Origin of the sequence: Bdellovibrio sp. NC01 (assembly GCF_006874625.1) — a bacterium.
Lineage (GTDB): Bacteria > Bdellovibrionota > Bdellovibrionia > Bdellovibrionales > Bdellovibrionaceae > Bdellovibrio.
Window position 1 is genome coordinate 3,398,932 of sequence record NZ_CP030034.1, and the last position, 19,894, is coordinate 3,418,825.

The following is a 19,894-nucleotide window of genomic DNA, read 5'->3' on the forward strand; positions in this document are numbered from 1 at the left end:
TTTCTACGTTTTCTAAAGAAATTCAATGATTTAGTAGACCTTAACCATATTCAAAAATAACCTCACCGAGTCATTTTGTACTTGCATCAAACCGGGCATTTTTGTACAAGTTCTTAAAAAGACAGGGGTTTTAATAATGGCAGACAAAGTTAAGCTTTCCAAAGACGGCAGCTCGATCGATTTCGTTCAATCTGACAGCCTTCCTACGTCCCTAAAAAAGTTCCGCCAAAGCCCTGAAATCGAAGGTTTCTACCGCTTTGTTTACGAAAACGATCTGCAAAAAGAATCTTACGAGATCCTAGATCGTATTATTCAACTTCGTAAGGCGAAAAAGAACGAAGCGAAGAAAGAAGCTCAAGCCGCTGCCAAAGAAGAAAAAGCAGCAGCGAAAAAAGCTGAAGCCGCTAAAGGCGCAAAAAAGAAATAGCCTAAAAAATATCAAGCTCTCAAAGTCCGGACCACCCGGACTTTGTTTTTTGATACATCCCTCTTTAGCAAGATTCCCATTTTGCTTAACGACCTCTGAATCCGTTGGAGGTCATTATGAAAAAATCCCTAATTAAAAATAAAAAAGGCCAAGGCTTGATCGAGTATTTGATCATCGTTGCGATTGTCGCAGTTGGCAGTATCGCCGTGATTAAAGTCGTTGGCGCAAACATCGACGTACAATTCGCCAACGTCGCACAAGCCTTAGGTGGCACCGATTCCAAAAAGAAAAATGCCTATGAAGTCACAGAGGGTTTGTATAAGAAGCGCGACTTCAGCAATTTCTTTGAAGACTCCGTCAACAGTTCCGGCAAAGGTAAGCAGAAGTAGCCATGGGCTATCTTCTGCGCAATCGCCGCGGGCAAGGTTTGGTGGAAAGCCTTCTTGCTTTGCCGGTGATTTTCTTAAGCCTGTTCGCTTTGAGTTTTCTTTGTTATCGCGGAATTATTTTTTACTGCGCCGATCATTATCTTCATGAAGCTTTGCTGTGTACGAACGAATCCACGGCAATGACGTGTTCATTCGAATACGAACAACGTTTAGCAAAAATTATGATGCATAAAAACTGGGGCCGCTTATCCGTGCATAAAAGCGGATCGCAAAGTCGCGGCGAAGTGGAAGTAAATTTCCCGTTGATCGCGAAAAACTTCGGCCCTCCCCTTGTGATTGAAAAGAAAGTCTCGTTCCCTCTGAAATCGAGTTTCTAATGGCAAAGTTTCGCACTGATCTTTTTATTAATAATACTCTTTTGCGTTTTGTGAAGGCTTTTCGCACCGATCCTTCCGTTGCTGCGAACAACAAAGGTTTCGCTACAGCATTAATCTTAGCTTTGCTGCCAGCATTGGTGGGTGCTGTGCTTGTGACATTTGCGATTGTTTCTTTTGTGCAAGTTGAAGCTCGCATCAAGTATGCGTGTCGCAACACTTTGATTGAAGGGCAAAGCAAGGTTGCTGTTCATCTTGAAAAACTCTTGGCGATGAATCCGCAAGCTCTTATTCTTCGTGCACAGCTGATCGCTGCCCGAAGAGCCGCCGAATCAGGCGCATCCCCCGCAGCCCTAGCAACACTCGCTACCATAGAAGCAAGAGTCCGCGTTTTTATGGCGAAACAACAACAACTCATCATTCAAAGCAACTTGCGAATGCTGAAGTCGCAGACACAAACACGTTCGCGGGTTTTAAGTGAAGGACATAAATCCTTAAGCACCATTCCCCTTTTCACTTATGAATTATCAGGACCCATTGCCATGCCAAAGACTTTGGCTGTCCGTCCGGAGGGTTTCGAACCTCCGACTTATAATCCTGTCGAGAACTTTTCTGATGCCCAAGCGCTGGAGCAATCTTGGCAATATCGTCTGAAAGTCGTTCCGATGCTTGCGCCTTTCTTAAGTGGTGATTACCGCTTCCAAGAGCGTTGTAGCGTCTCTTTACAACAGCAGGAGTTACAGTGGGTTCCCCAAATCAAAAAGGACAAGTCCTTGTCGAAGCGGCTTTAGTCTTATCGCTGATTATTCTGATTTTCTTCGCAGCGATGAATAACTTAACCAAGATCAAAACACGAAATCACTCGTACCAATTCACTCAAGAGGTTTCCCATGGAAAAACTGCGCGCCCTTAAGTTCGATACTAAAATTTATCTAGCGGCTTTCATCATTTTGGGTTTGATTTCACTGATCTTTTCTTTCAACAAAGAATCGGTTGCACCCATCGCTAAAGAAGATCCCGCACCCACTTCAGTCGATACATTCATTCCAAAAGGTTACGTCTTAGTTCCCGTAGACTTGGCCAATGCCGATTCGTTAAGCTCACTCGTCGGCGACATGGGCGGAGTCGTCGATCTGTACCTGAGCGGCGGTAGCGATCACAAACGTCGCAATATCAAGGTCGCATCCAGAATTAAATTATTAAGAGCACCACTGAACCCACAGCAGTATGCCGTCTTGGCGAAAGAAAACGACAGCTCTAAAATTTTAAGTCTTCCAGGGCCTTTCATCGCGGTTGTGCAAAACCCGGACTCAAAGGGAACCGAAGTGACTCAAAGTGCCAGCAAGTCTTCAGTACACATTGAATACCAAAATTAGGATGAGTTATGAAAAACATGATCTTACTAACAACATTGTTATTACTTTCATTCAAAGTAAGCGCCCAAGAACTGCTTGTCGTGCAGGCCCCGGGTGCGGATCCAGCAACGTACAAAGAAGTGATTCGCAATACGCAAGGTGCAGTGACCTACGCGGAAATTCAAAGTCAGCAACTTCGTCGTAACGCTATTCAAGAAGAACAAGTTTTTGCTTTGGGTGATCAATTGCAAAAACCCGAAGCTGATTTAAAAAAAGAAGTTGAATCACTTCAACGTCAAGCTCCCCTAACTGAAAACAGCATGATGTTCCTTAAAGATTTCTCTTCTAAGAAGTCACAAGATTCACGTTCTGCAGATTGGGATATTCAAACGTGCAAGGTCAGCGCTTTAGTCGATGCTCTTCCAGAACCGTCGTGCCAATTGCAAAAAGTAGATATCCAACAGGTGAAACGTCAGTGGCCGCAAGCAGATCTTTTGATGATTGAATCGATCACCATTGATCTTGCCGAGCCAAAAACTGTGTCGGTTGATTCGCGTGCAAGTTATCACTGGACATTGCTTTCAAGCGCCTACAAAAAGATTTCGTTCTATGGAACTTATCAACAGTTTCAACAACAGCATTTCTTTTCGGATCCATTTATCGAAGGCGCTTGCGATGGCTTTTCTTCGAACATCGATGACTTTGATACAAATAATCGCGCGCTGGTATTTTTCTCTAAAGAATGCACGAAGAAAGCTTACACGCCGCCTGTACAAAAGACTTCGTTCGCCCAATGGGTTGATGATCACAAGGTGCTGGTTTATTCGCTGGGTGCCGTTCTTGCCGGAGGAGCGGTGGTCGCGATGCAAGGCAAGACACTCGTTATCGATAAAAACTAAATGAATTCAAATTAAGAGATCGAATTAAAGAAGCGTTTTTCCGCAGAAAACGACTTCTTTGATTTTTCCATCTTCAATCACCGTGTGTGAATTCGGAGCGAAAGAAGAATCCGGATGCGCATGCACTTCTTCTAAAGAGCCGTTGAACTTTTTAATTCGTGCAGCGGGGCTTTCTTCAAGCGCTTGATAGTTCGACATGAATGATGACGGTTCAACAGGGCTGTCACAACCAAATGACATTGGAATTTGCGCCATTCGCAGCGCTTCCCAAGGAAATGCATAACGATAAAGATCTCGCAGTTTATCTTGCAACCACGCTTTGTCGCTTAGCCAGTGACAAGGTTGCATGTGACAACGCACATGCAACGGCTTCATCATCTGAATCGTTTCAGGGCGAATCACTTGGGCGTGTTCAAGATTCAAACGTCCCACAAATCCTTGCGCTGAAACTTTGCGGGCAAGGCTCACCATATCGTGCACAGCTTGATCACCGATCACGTGCACAGAAACCTCGAGCTTTGCTTCCCACGTGCGCTTCATCAAAACTTCAACATCCTCTAGAGACCACAACGTGCGACCACGTGGACCATCAGGGATACCGCGATAAGGACGAGACAAGTAAGCAGTCTCTGAACCCAACGATCCGTCATAGAAAAATTTAATGCCTTTAGAGCGCAACAACGGCGTTTCGTGCTGACGCGTGTACAACGCCAATTTCAATGAGTCTTCAAACCCCTTCAAGTCATAACACGTGAAGTTTTCTTCAAGTGCCACAGTCAGAAGTTTTTCATTTTCTAAATCAACCAAAGAATTCCACAACGACTCAGTCCCCGTCATGTCACGCACGTGCGTGAAACCCGCAGTGTTATAGACATTGCAGGCAGCAAGGATGTGTTGTTTTCTTTGCTCTTTGGAAAAATCAGGAAGGCGATCCCATGAAGAAAGGTGTTCAGCCTCTTTCAAAATTCCAGAATCAGACTGCAATCCCAAACGTTGTAAACCCAATGAGTTCACCCAGGCCGAGTGACCATCGCCTTTTGCCAAATAGACAGGACGATGAGGAAACAAACGATCAAGAATTTCTTTTGTGGGTTTGACTGACCAGTCTTTATCATTCCATCCGAAACCAACAAGCCAGTCTTCGCGATAGAAACTGTTTTTGGAAAGATCCCAATTGGCCAATTCCTCTGCCGATTGCAGCTTCTGCAAATACAGGCCCGAAGCGAATTCGCCGGTTGCAAGGAAGTGAGTATGGCTGTCGTAAAGACGTGGGATCTTAAAAAACATAAGCCCCTCTGTTTTAGCAGAGGGGCCCACATTGTTTAAGTTTTAATTTTTAAATTAGCGACCTGTTCCGATTGGCGTTGTCGCTGTCGCGCCGCCAACTGGAGTTGGGATCGAAGGAACTGCGGAACCGATTGGAGTTGTAGCTGTCACACCACCACCAACGCCACCGTAACCTGGAGACGTCAAACCACCAATTGGGTACGAAGAACTCATGTAACCCGTACCAATTGTACCGCCAATACCGATAGAACCACCGATGTAACCAGTCGTGCCGTAGCCGTACTGAACTTGTTGGATTCTAGAGATCAAACCGTAAAGCTCTGTTTGCAAGCTCGCTACGACTTGTTGACGTTGCATTTGTTGTTGCATGTAAGTTTGTTGCTGCTGCATGTACGATTGGTACTGTTGCATTTGCATTTGCATCATTTGTTGCTGCATTTGCATCATGCCCAAGCTGCCAGCCATACCGCCCATGCCCATCATTGAGCCGTCCATCATAGAGCCCATTGGCATACCCATCATGCCACCGGCAACACCGCCAAGCATTGAACCCATCGGCATCCCCATCATCGCGCCCATTGGCATGCCCATCAAGCCACCTGCCATTGAACCCATTGGCATACCCATCATACCACCAGCCATCATAGAGCCCATCGGCATACCCATGATACCACCGGCAACACCGCCAAGCATTGAACCCATCGGCATACCCATCATAGAGCCCATTGGCATGCCCATCATTCCGCCTGCCATTGAACCCATTGGATAACCCATCATACCACCGGCCATCATAGAGCCCATCGGCATACCCATGATACCACCAGCAACACCACCGACCATCGAACCCATCGGCATGCCCATCATATAGCCACCGGCCATCGCGCCCATTGGCATACCCATCATGTAACCGCCAGCCATAGAGCCCATCGGCATTCCCATGATACCGCCAGCTACACCGCCGATCATGTTACCCATTGGCATACCCATCATGCCGCCCATCATTGGGTAACCCATCGCACCTGCGTATGGACCACCAATGCCCCACGGACCTGCTGCGCCCCAAGGACCCATGCCAGGAAGGAACAATCCACCCATCATTGATGGATTCATACCAGCCATCATATATGGGTTGCCCCACATACCATTACCCATTGCACCACCGAATGGACCTTGCATACCGTAAGGACCACCGTTGTTACCTGCGCAACCGAAACCACCAGCACCTACACCGCCGCCGATAGCACCGTAAATACCGCTACCACCGCCGATTGCTTGTGAAAGACCTTGCGCGAAGAATGGAAAGCCGAAGCCCCATGCTGGATAAGGATTTGAAGGATAACCTAGGCTAGAGTTTGCATCGACAACCATTTGGTTTGTTTTGTAACCAGCATAAGTAGCCAAGCCACCCAATACCAAGTTACCTGCAACACTCGCCCAATCAGTTTCTGGTTTTTGATAAGTGTAACCGTTACCAGTCATCGCACAAGTTTCACAGATACCACCTTCAAGGCGATCTTGTTGAGCTTGGCGTTGAGCATCGATAGCGTCTTGTCTTGCATCTTTCAATGCATCTTTTTGTGCAGCGATTTGACGATCCAAAGCTGCTACTTCACGTTTCAATTTATCTTGTTGAAGTTTTTGTTTTCTATAATCAACCAAAGCACGACGGCAATCTTCTACAGTGTAAGCGCCTTTGTCTTCAGCTCTGAATTTTTTAACAGAACAAACTGAACCCGATACAGAGCCCACTTTAGATTTGTCACACATTTGATTCCACTCAGAAGATTCAAATGGAGATGTCTCTTCAGTTCCAGGAGCTTGAACTGCAGTTCCACCTTCATCACCTTGAGCGATAGTGTCACCTTCTTGGCCGATACCTTTATATTCAGTACAGCTTCTGCCTGTGTCGATGTGATTGAAGATGAAGTCTGCGTAGTCAGCGCTAATCACGCCTTCAATCGCTTTCTTCGAGTCTCTCATATCGCGCGTTTGCAAACGCTTCAACTCTGTGTCTTTAGATCTTTTTTGTTTTTGGAGTTCAGTGATACTCTGCTGAATCTCTTTAATCGCGTCTTGTTCGCTTGAAGCGCCCGCGCCAGCAGAAACTTGGTATGGGCAAGATTGCATTCCGCCCCACATACCATAACCATAGGATTGTGCCTGAGCACTTGCTGCAATTCCCATCACGATTGTGAATGGAGTTGCGATGCGAATCCATAACTTCATAAATGATCTCCTGATTGGAAAAAACACTTCTTCAGTTTCACTCATCGTCAGGATTGGACTAGGACTTGACTCAAAATCAGGCAAATCTATGGAAAACCGGTGGAAACTAGACTGTCGAGCAGCATTTTGGTTACACCAGTTTAAGTCGTCATCCATGACAACAAGAGCGACAGTTACATTTCCTTTGCACTGCCCTATTCGAAATCCTACACTAGCAAGTATGACTAAGCACACAATTCTTTGTGTAGATGATGAAATAGACAACGTAGACGCCCTAGAACGGCTCTTTCGTCGTAAGTACACTGTACTAAAGGCTACCTCTGGAAAAGAGGCGTTGGCTGTTCTCGACCAAAATCCAGGACCCCTTGCTCTTATTATTACTGACCAACGAATGCCAGAAATGACAGGCGTAGAGTTTCTAGAAAAAACTCTGGAATCTCATCCTGAGACAACTCGTATTCTTCTGACTGGTTACACAGATCTTGAATCTGTGATCATGGCAGTAAATAAAGGACAGATCTTCCGTTATCTCACAAAACCGTGGGACCCCGTGGACCTTGCGAATACGGTTGATCATGCAGTTGAAAGATTTGCGCTGGGACAAGAGCTTGCAAAGAAAAACGCAGAGCTTGCGAAAGCTTTGGAAGAACTTAAGAGCTTAGATGTCGCGAAATCTAACTTCATGATTCTGATCAATCATGAATTGAAAACGCCGCTGACTTCGATCTTAAGCTTTTCTTCTTTGTTGGCAGAATCGAAACTGAATGATGAAGACAAGTTGATGGTCAATCGAATCGGTAAAAGTGCCGAGCGTTTGAAGAACTTAGTTGAAGATGTGTTATTGGTTGTTCGCGCCGAAACGAATCAGTTGAAGATTGATCGTCAAAGCGTCGCCTTCACACAGTTCGATGATATGCCAAAAGATTTACAAACCCTGATGGCGCAAAAACAACAGACGATCGCGGTGAAATTAGAACCGTTGCATGTGAATGCCGATGTGCGCCTGATTAAACAAGTGATGCAGCGACTGATTCACAATGCTGCGAAGTTTGGTTCTGAAAGCAGCGCGATTCACGTTGAAAGCATGAAGAGTGGTTCGAATCTACGCTTCATCGTCCACAACAAAGGCCCGCAATTGCCTGCGAACGTGATGGATAAGATCACGAAGCCCTTCTATATTGACGAAGACGTTATGCACCACTCGACGGGAACTGGTTTGGGTCTAACGATCTGTCAGTCGATCTTGAAATCGCATAATTCGACTTTGCAGTTTAAAAACACCGATCAAGGTGTGATGGTTTATTTCGAACTGCCGCTAGCCTAGTTCGGCTGTCCGGACGGCGACTGTCCTTCTAATATTTAATAGATGTATCAAAGCCCTGAAGATTGCTTCGGGGCTTTGTCATGAAAACACTCAGCCTTTTCTTCATTGCTTTCCTTTTCGTCTCTTTCTCCTTCGCACGCGATCTGACGCTATCGTTGGGCGACACTTATGAATTGCGCCCGGGCCCGCGTACGGCTCGCGTATGGATTCAGGATGGACAAATCATTCAAGCGGAAGGCAAAGGTGGCCTCATCATCCTAAAGGCCCGCAAAGAGGGCCTGACAACCGTTCAAGCCGGCGGCGTCACTTACAAAGTGCAAGTCGTTCATCCCGAAAAAAGAACTGTTTACGAGTTCCTGCGTGACGCACTTAAAAGAATCGTCGGCCTGCAACCCGAAATCAGCGAGGGCGATCTTATGGTCAGCGGCCGCCTGTATCGCCTTCAAGACTGGTTGAAATTGTCAGAGATGGTTGCGCCCAGCACGATTTCATATCAAATGCGCGCTTCACTCAGTGAACCTTTGCAGAAAGAAGCGCAAACATATTTTAGTGAGCTATTCAACAAAGCAAAGGTTCCACCGCAAACGATTATCTTTGAACCTGCGGCAGAGATTCGCGTCGCTGGCAATGATTTGATATTTAAAAAATACCAACAACTGCTTCGCCCTTATGGCGTCAACATCATCCGCGATCAGGAAAGTTTGGATATTGCTCCGACAATTAAGGTGCAAATCACTGTCGCCGAAGTTTCGCGCGAGCATTTGATTAAACATGGTATTTCGTGGCCGCCTGAATTTAAAGGCGTCTTGTCTTCTGGGGTATTAAGCGCAAAAGATGCAGAGTTTGCGATTCAGGCCATGGAAAAAATCGGCAAAGCGAAAATCTTAGCAAGTCCGAATCTTCTTTGCCGTAGCGGTAAAGAAGCCGAGTTCTTAGCAGGTGGTGAGTTCCCAATTAAGGTTATGAATTACGAAGTGCACGACATCTTGTGGAAACGTTTTGGTATCTTGATGAAAGTAAAACCCAAAGCTGATGCCGCTGGCCGCATGAGTATTTCAATTGAAACGGAAATTTCACGCGTTGACTATGCTTTAAAGGTCGATGACGTTCCGGGAATTATGACCAACCGAGTTTCCAGTCATTTTGACATCACAAGCGCACAGACGATTGCATTATCAGGATTATTAAAAAGCGAAGATGCAAATGACGGCCAAGGTTTGCCGGGTCTTTCACGAATTCCCGTCATCGGTGAATTGTTTGGCAGTAAAGAGTTTAAAGAAAATCGTTCTGAGCTTGTGATCTTCGTTCGTCCGTCCATCATGCAAGAAGGCGACAATGCTCCGAACAATCAACATATCGGTAATCTTTAATAAACATAGCGCCCAATCCGATAGCGAAAAGATAACGAAACTAAGTTATAGATTTTAAAAATTGGTGTTTTATGAATTTAGAAGCAAAGACCTTATTTGAAAATATTCAAGACGAGATCCGTGCTCTTCCAATTAATGAGTTTCTTCTGTCGGCTGACGAAGAATCGAATTTAAGATCGAAACGTATTGAACAATTAATCAGTGATCGATTGAACAATAAAGAATCCTTACTTCAAGATCGCATTCGGGCTGAGTTCGATACTTGGGGACCTTTGACTCCCCTCTTTCAAGATGAAGAGATCACAGAAATCTTGGTCAACGGCCCCGAACAAATTTGGTTTGAAAAAGGGGGACAGCTTTTTCATCACGCTGACACATTTTTTTCGGATTTGAGCTTTCGCAATTGCTTGGAAAGAATTTGTCTTCAGGCGAAAGCGCATATTTCCATAGAACATCCCTGCGTGGATGCGCAGTTTTTGGATTTCCGCTTAAGTATTGTTGGCGATGAAGTTACACGCAGCAATTCTCATTTATCATTTCGTCGTCATCCTAAAAATCCATGGACCTTCCAAAAACTTGCAACTAACAACTGGTGCGATCAGAAATGGCTGCAAACTTTCGATAAACTTGTGCGTGATCGTAAGAACTTCTTAGTGATTGGCTCGACAGGATCAGGGAAAACTTCGGTCCTGAATTCGTTCTTAAATCTGCTTCCGCAGAATGAACGTGTGGTGATTATTGAAGACACTTCTGAAATCACCGTGCCTAATGGCGCCAGCATGAAATTGCTTACCCGTGATGATCCACATGGTATTTTGCCAAGTATTGATCAAACTCAATTGGTGAAGCGTTCGTTGCGTTTAAGACCGGATCGTATCGTGATGGGTGAAGTGCGTGGTGCTGAAGCCAAAGATTTTTTGATGGCGCTAGCGACAGGTCATTCAGGAAGTTTTGGAACTTTACATGCGCAAGATGCGGGACAAGCATTGATCCGATTGGAAATGCTTATACAAATGGGGGCTCCGCAATGGAGCCTAACTGCCATTAGAAAACTGATTCAGCTCTCGCTCGACTATATTGTCGTGACGGAAAGAACTGAATCAGGTCAAAGAAAACTTAAAGGGCTGTTTCGCCTCTGCTCATTGGAAGACCACGGTTTTCTGCTTGAAAGCGTGGAGCAATAATTGGTTCTGTGTCTTCAACGTTATTCAGAACCTCTTCCGAACGAGTGATCGAGCTGTCATCACGAGCCAAATCTTTCGGATTCGAGAAGAACTTTTTGTTCAAATCATCGATCGTTTTCAATTTGCTGTTCTGAGCAGTGTTCTTGTAGGTCGGCGCATTTTCTGGTCCACCAGGTAGCTCCCCTGTTGCGCGCAGTTTTTCTAGCTCTTTGCTAAGAATAACGCGATCACCAAGTGAGTTCCTGCCTTCAACGCGTCCTTCTGCAGGTGCGCCTGGGCGAGCTGGTTGGGCAGTTGCAATTTCCGCGAGTTTCATGCGCGGGCTTGCTGGAAGAATGCCGCTGATTTTATCCATTCCACACCTCCGTGTGTGTCTTTGCGAAAGCCATCCTAGCCTTCACAAACTACGTATCGGAATGGAACGTCTGAACTTGAGACAATTTATCGGAAACTAGACTAAAGAATAGAAAAGCCACGGACTTGCAGGGTGACCCAACAGTCTTTCGCAGACTTTTTTTACTTCGGGATCTTCTTCGCCTGCCCAGAATGTGCGGCCGATGATGAAGCTTAATGCAAACTCGCGCCAGTCTTTGAATTTCCCTGCGGCGATAGGTGCCATCTTTAAGATTTCAGCCCACGCCTCGTCATCAGAAATGTAACCGGCAATATAACTTAAGCGAGTCAAATGAACCAAACGACCGATATCCCAGCCAAGAACGCCGCACTCCCCAACGAAACGATCTGTTTTTTGCATCCATGTTGCAAGCAAAGCGTATTCGTCATCTTGCAACGCCATTTCTTGCTGATCGCCGAAGTCGAAAGTAAAAATCTGTTTGAACTTTTCCAAAGAGACTTTATCCAAGCCACCCTTCGGAATCGTATTTTTTAAGACATTAAATTTTGTGCGATGACCTTGTTGGCGAATGTCTTCCAAAGTTTTAAGCGCCGTTGTTTTATCAGCAACGCCCCAGAAATCGCGAAGGATTTCAATACAATCGCCGCGAATTTCTGAACCCCAGTTCAAATCCAAACGGAAAAAGTATTCATCCATTTCTTTTAAAACTTGTTCTTTCGCGTCCGCAGTCAGTTCTTTTCCATCCTGCAGGTCGGAACCTATAATGTCATAAAGGTCATCCAAGACGTGGTTTTCTTCGATGAACACTGCGCCCATACACATCATTTGTTTTTCTAAATCTGTTTCTGGAAGTACGCGTTGCACAGCAGCCCCTTTGATTCCTTACGTTAATTCAATATCGTTTTCAGTGGATTTTCAATGTGTTAATCTCGAGGTCTATGTTGAAGAAGTTCCTATTAGGCGCTGCCGCTCTTTTTTTGGTATTGGTTGGCTCTTTAATCCTGATGATGGGTTACGTCTTCAATCATCCTGATTCAATCTTTAATGCTTTCAATTCCGTGACGTCAAAACTCACACAAGGTGAGGCCTACGAAGAAAAAGAGGAATTTTTCTTACAAGGCATTCAAACCTTGCACATCACATCGGGGCGTTCGCACGTTCAAGTCCTGCCTTATGAAGGTTCAAGTTTAAAAATTGAACTGACTGGTAAAATTCCCCGCTTCGAGCATGGCCCGTTCATTGTTCAAGGTGGCGATCCAAGTAATTTGATTATTGAATTGCACGAACCGCTAGCAAGCAACTGGGTGCATATCAACATTAACGGCCACGAAAGCAGTTCTGTATCTGATTCGAACTTGCTTGCGAAAATCTATATTCCAAAATCTTTTGTTGCGCCGGTATCGATTGAAAATATCGAAGGTCCGGTAGAGGTTTTAGTACCAAAAGAAAAGATGTACGAGTTTGATTTGCAATCAGCGACGGGAAAAATCGAAAACGAAACGATGGGAAAATCTGTCGAAGGAATCAATCCCGCGGAAGTGGGCAAGATTAAAATCGTGACCACTTCCGGGAATATCTCAATTAAGAATTCTTTTTAGTCTCTTCCAAAGCTTTTTCAGCTAGCGGAGTTAAGCGCACGCCTACTTCCGTCAACTGATCGCGGTTCACTTCACTTGGGCAATCAGACATCAAGTCAGAAGCCTTCGCAGTTTTAGGGAATGCGATAACTTCACGGATCGCATCCGTTTCACAAAGAAGCATCACAAGACGGTCAAGACCCCAAGCGATACCACCATGCGGAGGTGTGCCGTATTTCAAAGCCTCCAAGAAGAAGCCGAATTTGTGTTTCGTTTCTTCTTCGCTCATGCCTAACAGGCGGAACATTGCTTGTTGAATTTCGTTACGATAGATACGGATAGAACCGCCACCCATTTCGTAACCGTTACAAACAAGGTCATAAGCTTTCGCCAAGATCTTGCCGTAAGCAGCTTCGTTGTTACCCAAAAGGTCACCAAAGAACTCATCTTTCGGAGATGTGAACGGATGATGACGAGCCACCCAACGTTTTTCGTCTGGTGAGTACTCTAGCAATGGGAAGTCCACAACCCACAAGAAGTTGTATTGGCTTGTGTTGATCAAGTTCAACTCTTTACCCAAGTGCATACGTAACGTCGACAATGAAGCACATGCCACTTCGTAATCGTCAGCAACGATCAAAGCACAGTCGCCAGCGTTCGCACCGACGGCTTTAAACATCTCTGCCAATTTTTCAGGAGAGAAGAACTTAGCAACCGGTGAAGAGTATGTGCCGTCAGCTTCCGCTTTGATCCATACCAACCCTTTTGCGCCCGAACGTTTCGCCATGTCCGTCAATTTATCGAACTGACCACGAGAGTACGTGCCACCTTTAGGAACGGCAATACCACGAACGATTCCGCCACGGGCAAGAACGTCGTCGAAAACTTTAAAGCCTGAACCTGTCACAACAGATTTCAAATCTTTGATTTCCATACCGAAGCGCGTGTCTGGTTTATCATTACCGAAACGATCCATCGCCTCTTGGAAAGTCATGCGTGGAATTTCTTTTACGTCGATGCCTTTGATTTCTTTCCAGATCTTACGCAAAAGTTTTTCGTTCATCGCCATAATGTCTTCTTGGTCGATGAAAGACATTTCCATATCGATTTGCGAAAACTCTGGTTGACGGTCTGCACGCAAATCTTCGTCACGGAAGCAACGAGCGATTTGGAAGTAACGGTCGTAACCACCGATCATCAACAACTGTTTCAAAGTTTGTGGTGACTGAGGCAACGCATAGAACGTTCCTTGGTTCACACGTGAAGGCACAAGATAGTCACGCGCACCTTCTGGAGTCGATTTATAAAGAATCGGCGTTTCAACTTCCAAGAAACCATTGTCTGAAAGGAATGTACGAACGACTTGCGCCACTTTGTGACGAGTCATCAAGTGGTTTTGCAAACGCGGCGTACGCAAATCCAAATAACGATATTTCAAACGCAACATTTCGTTAACGTTGTTATCGCCTGCTTGGAATGGCGGAACGGCTGATTCATTCAAAATTTCACAGCGAGTGGCTTCAACTTCAACCTCGCCGGTTTTAATTTTGGCATTTTTCATACCGTCAGGACGAGCACGCACAACACCTTCAACCGCTAGAACGAATTCACCGCGAAGATTTTTTGCTGCTGAAGTTTCATTTTTATTTGGATCCAAAACTACTTGAACGATCCCTTCACGGTCGCGCAAGTCGATGAATACTAAGCTTCCATGGTCACGGCGAACATCCACCCAACCCATAAGAACAACTTTTTGACCTACATGCGCACTGCTTAATTTTCCGCAGTACTCTGACCTCTTTAACTGGCTGACAAATTTCATTGGAGTACCTTTTTTGTGAAGGGATTTAACTAGTTGCTTATATTGTCATTTCACGGTCATACAGTCAAAAAGCATCTATTTATGCCAGCGAAAATTAAACTTTATAGTTTGAACTGGGGCCGCCTTGACAGATTGTTTGGACGACTCATTCTTACGGAGCAGCTGCTTCCAAAGTTGAACTAGCCCTTGGGCTGAGAACGTTTGCCGCCATAAGGCTTTCTTTTCTTGTTCCAAAGGTTATAATTTTGCTTTTGGTCTTCAGCTGAAAGGACGTTTTCTCATGCCTAAATTTACTATCGACCACCAAAGCTCTAAAAGCGCCCAAGAAGCTTACACAAAAATTAAAGAGTTCCTTGCGAATGACCAAGATATTCGTAAGTTCGATCCTAAGCTTGCATGTAACTTCAATGATGGCGCTATGAGTTGCAAAATGAACGGTTCGCAATTTAAGGCCGATATGAATGTGGCGGCATCTGGCGCGGGTAGCAAAGTCAGCGTGACTGTCGATTTGCCGCTGATGCTGACGCCATTTAAAGGCAAGATTACAGAAACTCTACAAAAGAAACTTTCTAAATATTTAGCGTAATTACTCAGGATTAAAAACTTCAATGGCAAAGACTAAGGCAAAGACTGAAACGAAAGCCCCTGCGAAGAAGGCCCCTGCAAAGACTTCTTCTAAAGGCAGCACTTTGTCTAAAAAAGAAAAGGCCAAAGTTGAAGTCAAACCCGTCGTTGCGGAAATTGTCGAAGACTCTTCAAACGAAACGAATCCTGATTTTTCAGGTGGCGAAGCTGAAAAAGCTTACGCGGTTCCACAAGAAGATTTCGGCGGTGATGTCATTGACGGTAAAGACGACAAACAAATCGTCGTCGCGGATTCTTCCAAAGCTCTAACGTCAGCTGATCCTTTAGTCATGTATCTGAACGAAATTCGTCGATACAAAGTTTTGACGAAGGAAGAAGAAACCGCTCTTGCTAAAAAATACTTTGAATCAAAAGATCCAGAAGCGGCACAAGCTTTAGTAAAAGCAAACTTACGCTTCGTCGTTAAAGTTGCGGCAGAGTATTCTAAATTCGGTGCAAAGATGATCGACCTTATCCAAGAAGGTAACGTCGGCCTCATGCACGCGGTTCGCGAATTTAATCCTTACAAAGGCGCACGTTTAATCACGTACGCCGTGTGGTGGATTCGCGGTTACATCCAAGAATATTTGATGCGCCAGTATTCAATGGTGCGTATCGGAACGACGCAAAATCAAAGAAAGCTTTTCTATCAATTGCAAAAAGAGAAAGAAGCTTTAGATGCCATGGGCATTGAACCCAGCACGGCTTTGATCAGCGATCGTTTGGGAATTCCCGAAGACGAAGTCCGCGACATGGCGATGCGTATGTCAGGTCGTGATGTCAGCCTGGATCGTCCTATCGATGATGAGTCAGGGACAAGCCTTGGTGATTTACAAAGAGATACATCCGATCAACCCTTGGATGAGCAACTTGCGAAACACGAGCAATTGAATTTGCTTAAACAAAAACTCGCAGAAATTCGCCCAGAACTTTCTGATCGTGAAAAAATCATTTTAGATGAACGTATCTTGAATGACGAACCGCTGACTCTGCAAGAGATCGGCGAAAAGTATGGCATTACTCGCGAAGCCGTTCGTCAGATGGAAGCTCGCGTTCTTAAAAAAATCAAAACTAAGATGGAATCGGAATCCTAATTTCTTTTAGGAACATCGAAGGGTTCCCCGACTCTATAGACTTCTTCTTCAGGTCTATCAGGCAATGAACGATCAATTGATTGTCCTTGCTGACAAGTTGAACTGTGCATTTCTAAGCGCGCAATATCATAGACGCGATAATTTTCTCCGTAATAAGAGCAGGCACGAATACTTGAACTTGTTGTTGAACTTGGCATGCGACTTTGCAGACCTTGATAAGTACGGATTTGCGGAACAGCGTGATAGTCGGAGTAATCTTTTTCGGCTCCTCGCAATAAGCGTGGCGCTAGAAGAAGCAAGATGCTGAGTAGAACTTCAAAGAACTTTCTCATACACACCTCCGCAGTCTTTATTCTAACACGAGATGCACCTAGAAAGAGAGTGCCATAAAGGCTTCCGCACGAACGTCTTTTTGAAACTGTCCAGTGACATCATCCATCGCAACTTTGCCGACGATTTTTAGTTCCTCGTCTTTTGACTTAATGCTATTCATCCACATCAGTTTGATCTCTTTAGAGTCATCTTGACCGTATGGTTTTGCATCGTGAATGATGACTTCGGCTCCAAGGTGCTCAACACCGACTTCTTTGAAGAACATCGCATAAGAGCCGTCTGCTGCTCCTGCTGTGCCTTTTAGAACCATAAATACGCCCATTGCCACTGTGATTAATTGGATTAGCTTTTTCATGTATCTGATCATAAAGGGCGCAAAGGAAATGCTTCCACTCGTTTTTGTAGACCGTCACGACCATGCGTAAGAAGCTTGCAGAATAAAAATCTACCATTTTATCAAACCCAGCCTAAAATCTTACCAGAGGTTACGAGATGAGAATGTTTTCGACTTTGAAAGAGGCAGAAGACTTTGTCTTCGCACAAATTGGTAAACGCATCGTAATGGCGACAGTATTGGGACTTGGAAAACCCAATCAGCTGATCAATGCCATTTACAATCGCGTGAAGAAAGATGCTTCGTCACAACTGACTATCTTCACCGCTTTGTCGCTTGATATTCCTGATCCGAAATCAGATTTAGAAAAAAGATTCGTCGATGTCTTTTATGAAAATCATTTTGGCGCCAATTATCCCCGCCTTGAATACGTAAAAGATTTAAGCGCGCACAAATTACCCAAAAATATTCGTGTGCATGAATTTTACTTCCAAGCGGGCACTCAATTACACAACGAGATCGCACAGCCCGACTACATCAGCTTAAATTATACCCATGTCGCACAAACTATTCTTGAAATGGGCATTAACGTCATCGTGCAGTTAGTTGCGAAAAGTTCTGATGGTAAGAAATACAGCTTAAGCTGCAATCCCGATCTTACTTTGGATGTCGCAGATTTATTTAAAAAACACGACAAACCTTTACTAGTCATCGGCGTGGTTCATCCGGATCTTCCCTATCTTGAGGGCGATGCCGAAGTTGATCCTGAGTTTTTTGGTGGAATTCTGGAATCTTCCGAAATCCAACAACGCTTGTTTGCTCCGCCGAAACTTCCCGTTGGTTTGGTGGATCATATGATTGGTTTTCACGCCAGCCGTTTGCTTAAAGATGATGGTACTTTGCAAATTGGAATCGGTTCCTTATCGGATGGCCTGGTTCATTCAACATTGCTGCGTCAGCACAACAATCAGGTTTATAAAGAAGCTGTTCGTCGCTATGAAGAACTTTTCTTTAAGCCTGAATCCATTGACCTTTACGACGAACCCTTCAAAGTTGGTCTTTACGGCACAAGCGAAATGTTGATGGATGGCTTCATGCACTTACGCAAAGGTGGCGTATTAAAGCGCATGATTAAAGATCATGAAGAAAATGCCTCGCGCTATTTGCATGGCGCTTTCTTTTTGGGATCTGCGGAATTTTATAAGTGGCTGCGCGAATTGGAAGGCGAAGACTTTGCTGGTCTTTCGATGACTCGGGTTTCAAAGGTAAATGATCTTTACGATCCGCATGAATTGGCTTTACGTCGCCAACGAAAGAATGCGCGTTTCTTTAATACGTGCATGACGATGAACTTACTGGGTGGTGCTGCCTCTGAAACTTTGAACAATGGTCAGGTCGTCAGTGGCGTGGGTGGACAATATAACTTTGTAGCGATGTCACATGAACTGCCTGATTCACATTCGGTGTTAATGCTTAAAAGTGCACGCACGAAAAAAGAAAAACGTACGTCCAACATCGTATGGAATAATGAACAAATCACAATTCCTCGCCATTTGCGCGACGTTGTTGTGACCGAATATGGTATTGCAGCCTTAAAGGGTCAAAGTGACGCGAATTGCATCAAACGAATTTTGGCGATCACTGATTCTGAATATCAAGACGAACTTTTGGATGAAGCAAAACATTACGGCAAGATTGACAAGAATTATCAACTGCCACCCGAAGTGCGCAACAACACACCAGCTCGTTTAAAAGAATTCGCCAAGACTTTAGGTGCGCAGAAAGCTTTGCCACGCTTCCCCTTTGGTAGTGACTTTACTCTCGAAGAAGAAAACTTACAGGAAGGTTTGTTCTATCTTCAGAACAGCAGTCCTTCGCGCCTGTTTAAAACACTGCTAAAAGGCTTTGGTTCATCGAAAGAGGACTGGAATAAGGAAATGGTGCGGATGAAGTTAGATCATCCCAGCGGCCTTCAAGAGCACGTTTTTCAAAAACTACTGAAAGGCGCTTTAACCGCAGCGAAAAAGAAATAAAAAAAGGGAGCTTCATCAGCTCCCTTTTTCTTTTTAGATTTATTTGTTAATTACGCGATCTCTAATTCACCAGCACCAATTGTCGCTGCTAGTTTGGCGCGAAGTCTTGCAACTGCCTGCGCGTGAAGTTGAGAAACACGTGATTCAGTGACACGAAGAACCTGACCGATCTCTTTCAAGTTCAAATCTTCGTAATAATACAAAGAAAGAACCAAACGTTGTCTTTCAGGAAGTTCTTCGATGGCTTGCGCAACAACTTCTTTGATGTTCTTAACGTTTAATTGATTGAAAGGGCTGTTCGTTCTTGAACCTTCCAAGATATCCATGATGGATTTCTTGTCAGTGTTACTGAATGTTGTCGCTTGGTCGATTGGCAACAAGCTGACCGGACGAACTTGATTCACAAGATCGTGGAACTCGTCGATAGAAACATTCAAAGCTTTCGCCACTTCTTCATCAGTTGGCGTACGGCCTAGATCTGCTTCCAATTGCACCATTGTTTTATCAAGCAATTTTGCCTTGTCACGAATTGAACGTGGAACCCAGTCTTGTGCACGAAGTTCGTCAAGAATGGCACCACGAATACGGAATTCAGCGTAAGTTTTAAACTTATTGTCGCGAGTGGAATCGTACTTCTCGATAGCATCCATCAAGCCGATAACACCAGCAGAGATCAAGTCATCAAGTTCAATATTCGAAGGAAGACGCACGGCAATCTTTTGTGCGATGAACTTAATAAGAGGAGCGTATTCTTTAATTAGATCGTCTTTTTTTGTGGGCGCGAGCTGCTTAGGCTCATCTTTGTACTTCTTCAACAATGCCGCATTTTTCCCCATATTTTTCCCTCGTAACCACAATGTTAACAAACAGGTGTCTGTGCTGAAAGT

Annotated in this window: 21 protein-coding genes; 13 read left to right on the forward strand and 8 right to left on the reverse strand. The window is 44.7% G+C overall.

Features of this window, described 5'->3' with window-relative positions:
* The first annotated feature begins 136 nt into the window (after positions 1-136).
* From DOE51_RS16155 to DOE51_RS16180, 6 genes are all read left to right on the forward strand, one after another.
* Positions 137-427, forward strand: a complete 291-nt coding sequence (locus DOE51_RS16155) for a hypothetical protein (protein WP_142697563.1) — start codon at positions 137-139, stop codon at positions 425-427.
* Between the two features lie 116 nt (positions 428-543).
* The gene (locus DOE51_RS16160) at positions 544-816 is read left to right on the forward strand and encodes a Flp family type IVb pilin (RefSeq protein WP_246845137.1); all 273 of its coding nucleotides are present in this window, start codon (positions 544-546) and stop codon (positions 814-816) included.
* Positions 817-818: 2 nt separating this feature from the next.
* A complete protein-coding gene (locus DOE51_RS16165; RefSeq protein ID WP_142697564.1) occupies positions 819-1,193 on the forward strand; it encodes a hypothetical protein in 375 nt (124 codons plus the stop codon).
* Between the two features lie 41 nt (positions 1,194-1,234).
* On the forward strand, positions 1,235-1,981 hold the full coding sequence (locus DOE51_RS16170; RefSeq protein ID WP_142697565.1) for a hypothetical protein: 747 nt from the start codon (positions 1,235-1,237) through the stop codon (positions 1,979-1,981).
* A gap of 99 nt (positions 1,982-2,080) precedes the next feature.
* Positions 2,081-2,566, forward strand: a complete 486-nt coding sequence (locus tag DOE51_RS16175; RefSeq protein WP_142697566.1) for a hypothetical protein — start codon at positions 2,081-2,083, stop codon at positions 2,564-2,566.
* Between the two features lie 8 nt (positions 2,567-2,574).
* The gene (locus tag DOE51_RS16180) at positions 2,575-3,444 is read left to right on the forward strand and encodes a hypothetical protein (protein WP_142697567.1); all 870 of its coding nucleotides are present in this window, start codon (positions 2,575-2,577) and stop codon (positions 3,442-3,444) included.
* Positions 3,445-3,468: 24 nt separating this feature from the next.
* Here the strand turns inward: DOE51_RS16180 and DOE51_RS16185 are convergent, their stop codons facing one another.
* The gene (locus DOE51_RS16185) at positions 3,469-4,731 is read right to left on the reverse strand and encodes an amidohydrolase (protein ID WP_142697568.1); all 1,263 of its coding nucleotides are present in this window, start codon (positions 4,729-4,731) and stop codon (positions 3,469-3,471) included.
* Positions 4,732-4,785: 54 nt separating this feature from the next.
* Entirely contained in the window at positions 4,786-6,957 is a 2,172-nt protein-coding gene (locus DOE51_RS16190) for a hypothetical protein (RefSeq protein WP_142697569.1), read from the reverse strand.
* A gap of 220 nt (positions 6,958-7,177) precedes the next feature.
* Between DOE51_RS16190 and DOE51_RS16195 the strand changes: the two genes are divergently transcribed.
* From DOE51_RS16195 to DOE51_RS16205, 3 genes are all read left to right on the forward strand, one after another.
* Positions 7,178-8,281 (forward strand): hybrid sensor histidine kinase/response regulator, encoded by a 1,104-nt coding sequence (locus DOE51_RS16195; RefSeq protein ID WP_142697570.1) that lies wholly within the window; start codon positions 7,178-7,180, stop codon positions 8,279-8,281.
* Between the two features lie 80 nt (positions 8,282-8,361).
* Positions 8,362-9,651 carry a type II and III secretion system protein gene (locus DOE51_RS16200; RefSeq protein WP_142697571.1) on the forward strand — a complete coding sequence of 430 codons (1,290 nt, stop codon included), beginning with the start codon at positions 8,362-8,364 and terminating at the stop codon, positions 9,649-9,651.
* A 71-nt stretch (positions 9,652-9,722) separates the two neighbouring features.
* Complete coding sequence (locus DOE51_RS16205) at positions 9,723-10,835, forward strand: CpaF family protein (protein ID WP_142697572.1); 1,113 nt, start codon at positions 9,723-9,725, stop codon at positions 10,833-10,835.
* Here the strand turns inward: DOE51_RS16205 and DOE51_RS16210 are convergent.
* Entirely contained in the window at positions 10,768-11,190 is a 423-nt protein-coding gene (locus DOE51_RS16210) for a hypothetical protein (RefSeq protein ID WP_142697573.1), read from the reverse strand. The two genes, DOE51_RS16205 and DOE51_RS16210, sit on opposite strands and share 68 nt — an antisense overlap.
* A 96-nt stretch (positions 11,191-11,286) precedes the next feature.
* Entirely contained in the window at positions 11,287-12,054 is a 768-nt protein-coding gene (locus tag DOE51_RS16215; RefSeq protein ID WP_246845138.1) for a DUF1266 domain-containing protein, read from the reverse strand.
* Between the two features lie 74 nt (positions 12,055-12,128).
* Between DOE51_RS16215 and DOE51_RS16220 the strand changes: the two genes are divergently transcribed.
* Complete coding sequence (locus DOE51_RS16220) at positions 12,129-12,788, forward strand: DUF4097 domain-containing protein (RefSeq protein ID WP_142697575.1); 660 nt, start codon at positions 12,129-12,131, stop codon at positions 12,786-12,788.
* On the opposite strand, the gene aspS is transcribed toward DOE51_RS16220, so the two are convergent.
* Positions 12,772-14,589 (reverse strand): aspartate--tRNA ligase, encoded by a 1,818-nt coding sequence (aspS, locus tag DOE51_RS16225; RefSeq protein WP_142697576.1) that lies wholly within the window; start codon positions 14,587-14,589, stop codon positions 12,772-12,774. The two genes, DOE51_RS16220 and aspS, sit on opposite strands and share 17 nt — an antisense overlap.
* 280 nt (positions 14,590-14,869) lie before the next feature.
* Between aspS and DOE51_RS16230 the strand changes: the two genes are divergently transcribed.
* Entirely contained in the window at positions 14,870-15,175 is a 306-nt protein-coding gene (locus tag DOE51_RS16230) for a polyhydroxyalkanoic acid system family protein (protein WP_142697577.1), read from the forward strand.
* Between the two features lie 22 nt (positions 15,176-15,197).
* On the forward strand, positions 15,198-16,307 hold the full coding sequence (locus DOE51_RS16235; RefSeq protein WP_142697578.1) for an RNA polymerase sigma factor RpoD/SigA: 1,110 nt from the start codon (positions 15,198-15,200) through the stop codon (positions 16,305-16,307).
* On the opposite strand, the gene DOE51_RS16240 is transcribed toward DOE51_RS16235, so the two are convergent.
* Together DOE51_RS16240 and DOE51_RS16245 are read right to left on the reverse strand one after the other, a co-directional pair.
* Complete coding sequence (locus DOE51_RS16240) at positions 16,304-16,639, reverse strand: hypothetical protein (protein WP_142697579.1); 336 nt, start codon at positions 16,637-16,639, stop codon at positions 16,304-16,306. The two genes, DOE51_RS16235 and DOE51_RS16240, sit on opposite strands and share 4 nt — an antisense overlap.
* Before the next feature lie 38 nt (positions 16,640-16,677).
* Positions 16,678-16,995 (reverse strand): hypothetical protein, encoded by a 318-nt coding sequence (locus DOE51_RS16245; protein ID WP_142697580.1) that lies wholly within the window; start codon positions 16,993-16,995, stop codon positions 16,678-16,680.
* A 137-nt stretch (positions 16,996-17,132) separates the two neighbouring features.
* Between DOE51_RS16245 and DOE51_RS16250 the strand changes: the two genes are divergently transcribed.
* Positions 17,133-19,007 carry an acetyl-CoA hydrolase/transferase C-terminal domain-containing protein gene (locus DOE51_RS16250; protein WP_142697581.1) on the forward strand — a complete coding sequence of 625 codons (1,875 nt, stop codon included), beginning with the start codon at positions 17,133-17,135 and terminating at the stop codon, positions 19,005-19,007.
* A 50-nt stretch (positions 19,008-19,057) separates the two neighbouring features.
* Here DOE51_RS16250 and DOE51_RS16255 read toward each other — a convergent pair whose 3' ends face one another.
* Positions 19,058-19,843 carry a FliA/WhiG family RNA polymerase sigma factor gene (locus tag DOE51_RS16255; protein ID WP_142697582.1) on the reverse strand — a complete coding sequence of 262 codons (786 nt, stop codon included), beginning with the start codon at positions 19,841-19,843 and terminating at the stop codon, positions 19,058-19,060.
* Positions 19,844-19,894: the final 51 nt, after the last annotated feature.

Excerpts from the sequence above, each read along its gene's own strand:
- DOE51_RS16175 (WP_142697566.1), top strand. The coding sequence starts at position 2,081 with ATGGAAAAACTGCGCGCCCTTAAGTTCGATACTAAAATTTATCTAGCG.
- DOE51_RS16210 (WP_142697573.1), bottom strand. The coding sequence starts at position 11,190 with ATGGATAAAATCAGCGGCATTCTTCCAGCAAGCCCGCGCATGAAACTC.
- DOE51_RS16245 (WP_142697580.1), bottom strand. The coding sequence starts at position 16,995 with ATGAAAAAGCTAATCCAATTAATCACAGTGGCAATGGGCGTATTTATG.
- DOE51_RS16165 (WP_142697564.1), top strand. The coding sequence starts at position 819 with ATGGGCTATCTTCTGCGCAATCGCCGCGGGCAAGGTTTGGTGGAAAGC.
- DOE51_RS16205 (WP_142697572.1), top strand. The coding sequence starts at position 9,723 with ATGAATTTAGAAGCAAAGACCTTATTTGAAAATATTCAAGACGAGATC.
- DOE51_RS16185 (WP_142697568.1), bottom strand. The coding sequence starts at position 4,731 with ATGTTTTTTAAGATCCCACGTCTTTACGACAGCCATACTCACTTCCTT.
- DOE51_RS16190 (WP_142697569.1), bottom strand. The coding sequence starts at position 6,957 with ATGAAGTTATGGATTCGCATCGCAACTCCATTCACAATCGTGATGGGA.
- DOE51_RS16235 (WP_142697578.1), top strand. The coding sequence starts at position 15,198 with ATGGCAAAGACTAAGGCAAAGACTGAAACGAAAGCCCCTGCGAAGAAG.
- DOE51_RS16255 (WP_142697582.1), bottom strand. The coding sequence starts at position 19,843 with ATGGGGAAAAATGCGGCATTGTTGAAGAAGTACAAAGATGAGCCTAAG.
- DOE51_RS16240 (WP_142697579.1), bottom strand. The coding sequence starts at position 16,639 with ATGAGAAAGTTCTTTGAAGTTCTACTCAGCATCTTGCTTCTTCTAGCG.
- DOE51_RS16220 (WP_142697575.1), top strand. The coding sequence starts at position 12,129 with ATGTTGAAGAAGTTCCTATTAGGCGCTGCCGCTCTTTTTTTGGTATTG.
- DOE51_RS16180 (WP_142697567.1), top strand. The coding sequence starts at position 2,575 with ATGAAAAACATGATCTTACTAACAACATTGTTATTACTTTCATTCAAA.
- DOE51_RS16195 (WP_142697570.1), top strand. The coding sequence starts at position 7,178 with ATGACTAAGCACACAATTCTTTGTGTAGATGATGAAATAGACAACGTA.
- aspS (WP_142697576.1), bottom strand. The coding sequence starts at position 14,589 with ATGAAATTTGTCAGCCAGTTAAAGAGGTCAGAGTACTGCGGAAAATTA.
- DOE51_RS16200 (WP_142697571.1), top strand. The coding sequence starts at position 8,362 with ATGAAAACACTCAGCCTTTTCTTCATTGCTTTCCTTTTCGTCTCTTTC.
- DOE51_RS16160 (WP_246845137.1), top strand. The coding sequence starts at position 544 with ATGAAAAAATCCCTAATTAAAAATAAAAAAGGCCAAGGCTTGATCGAG.
- DOE51_RS16250 (WP_142697581.1), top strand. The coding sequence starts at position 17,133 with ATGAGAATGTTTTCGACTTTGAAAGAGGCAGAAGACTTTGTCTTCGCA.
- DOE51_RS16155 (WP_142697563.1), top strand. The coding sequence starts at position 137 with ATGGCAGACAAAGTTAAGCTTTCCAAAGACGGCAGCTCGATCGATTTC.
- DOE51_RS16230 (WP_142697577.1), top strand. The coding sequence starts at position 14,870 with ATGCCTAAATTTACTATCGACCACCAAAGCTCTAAAAGCGCCCAAGAA.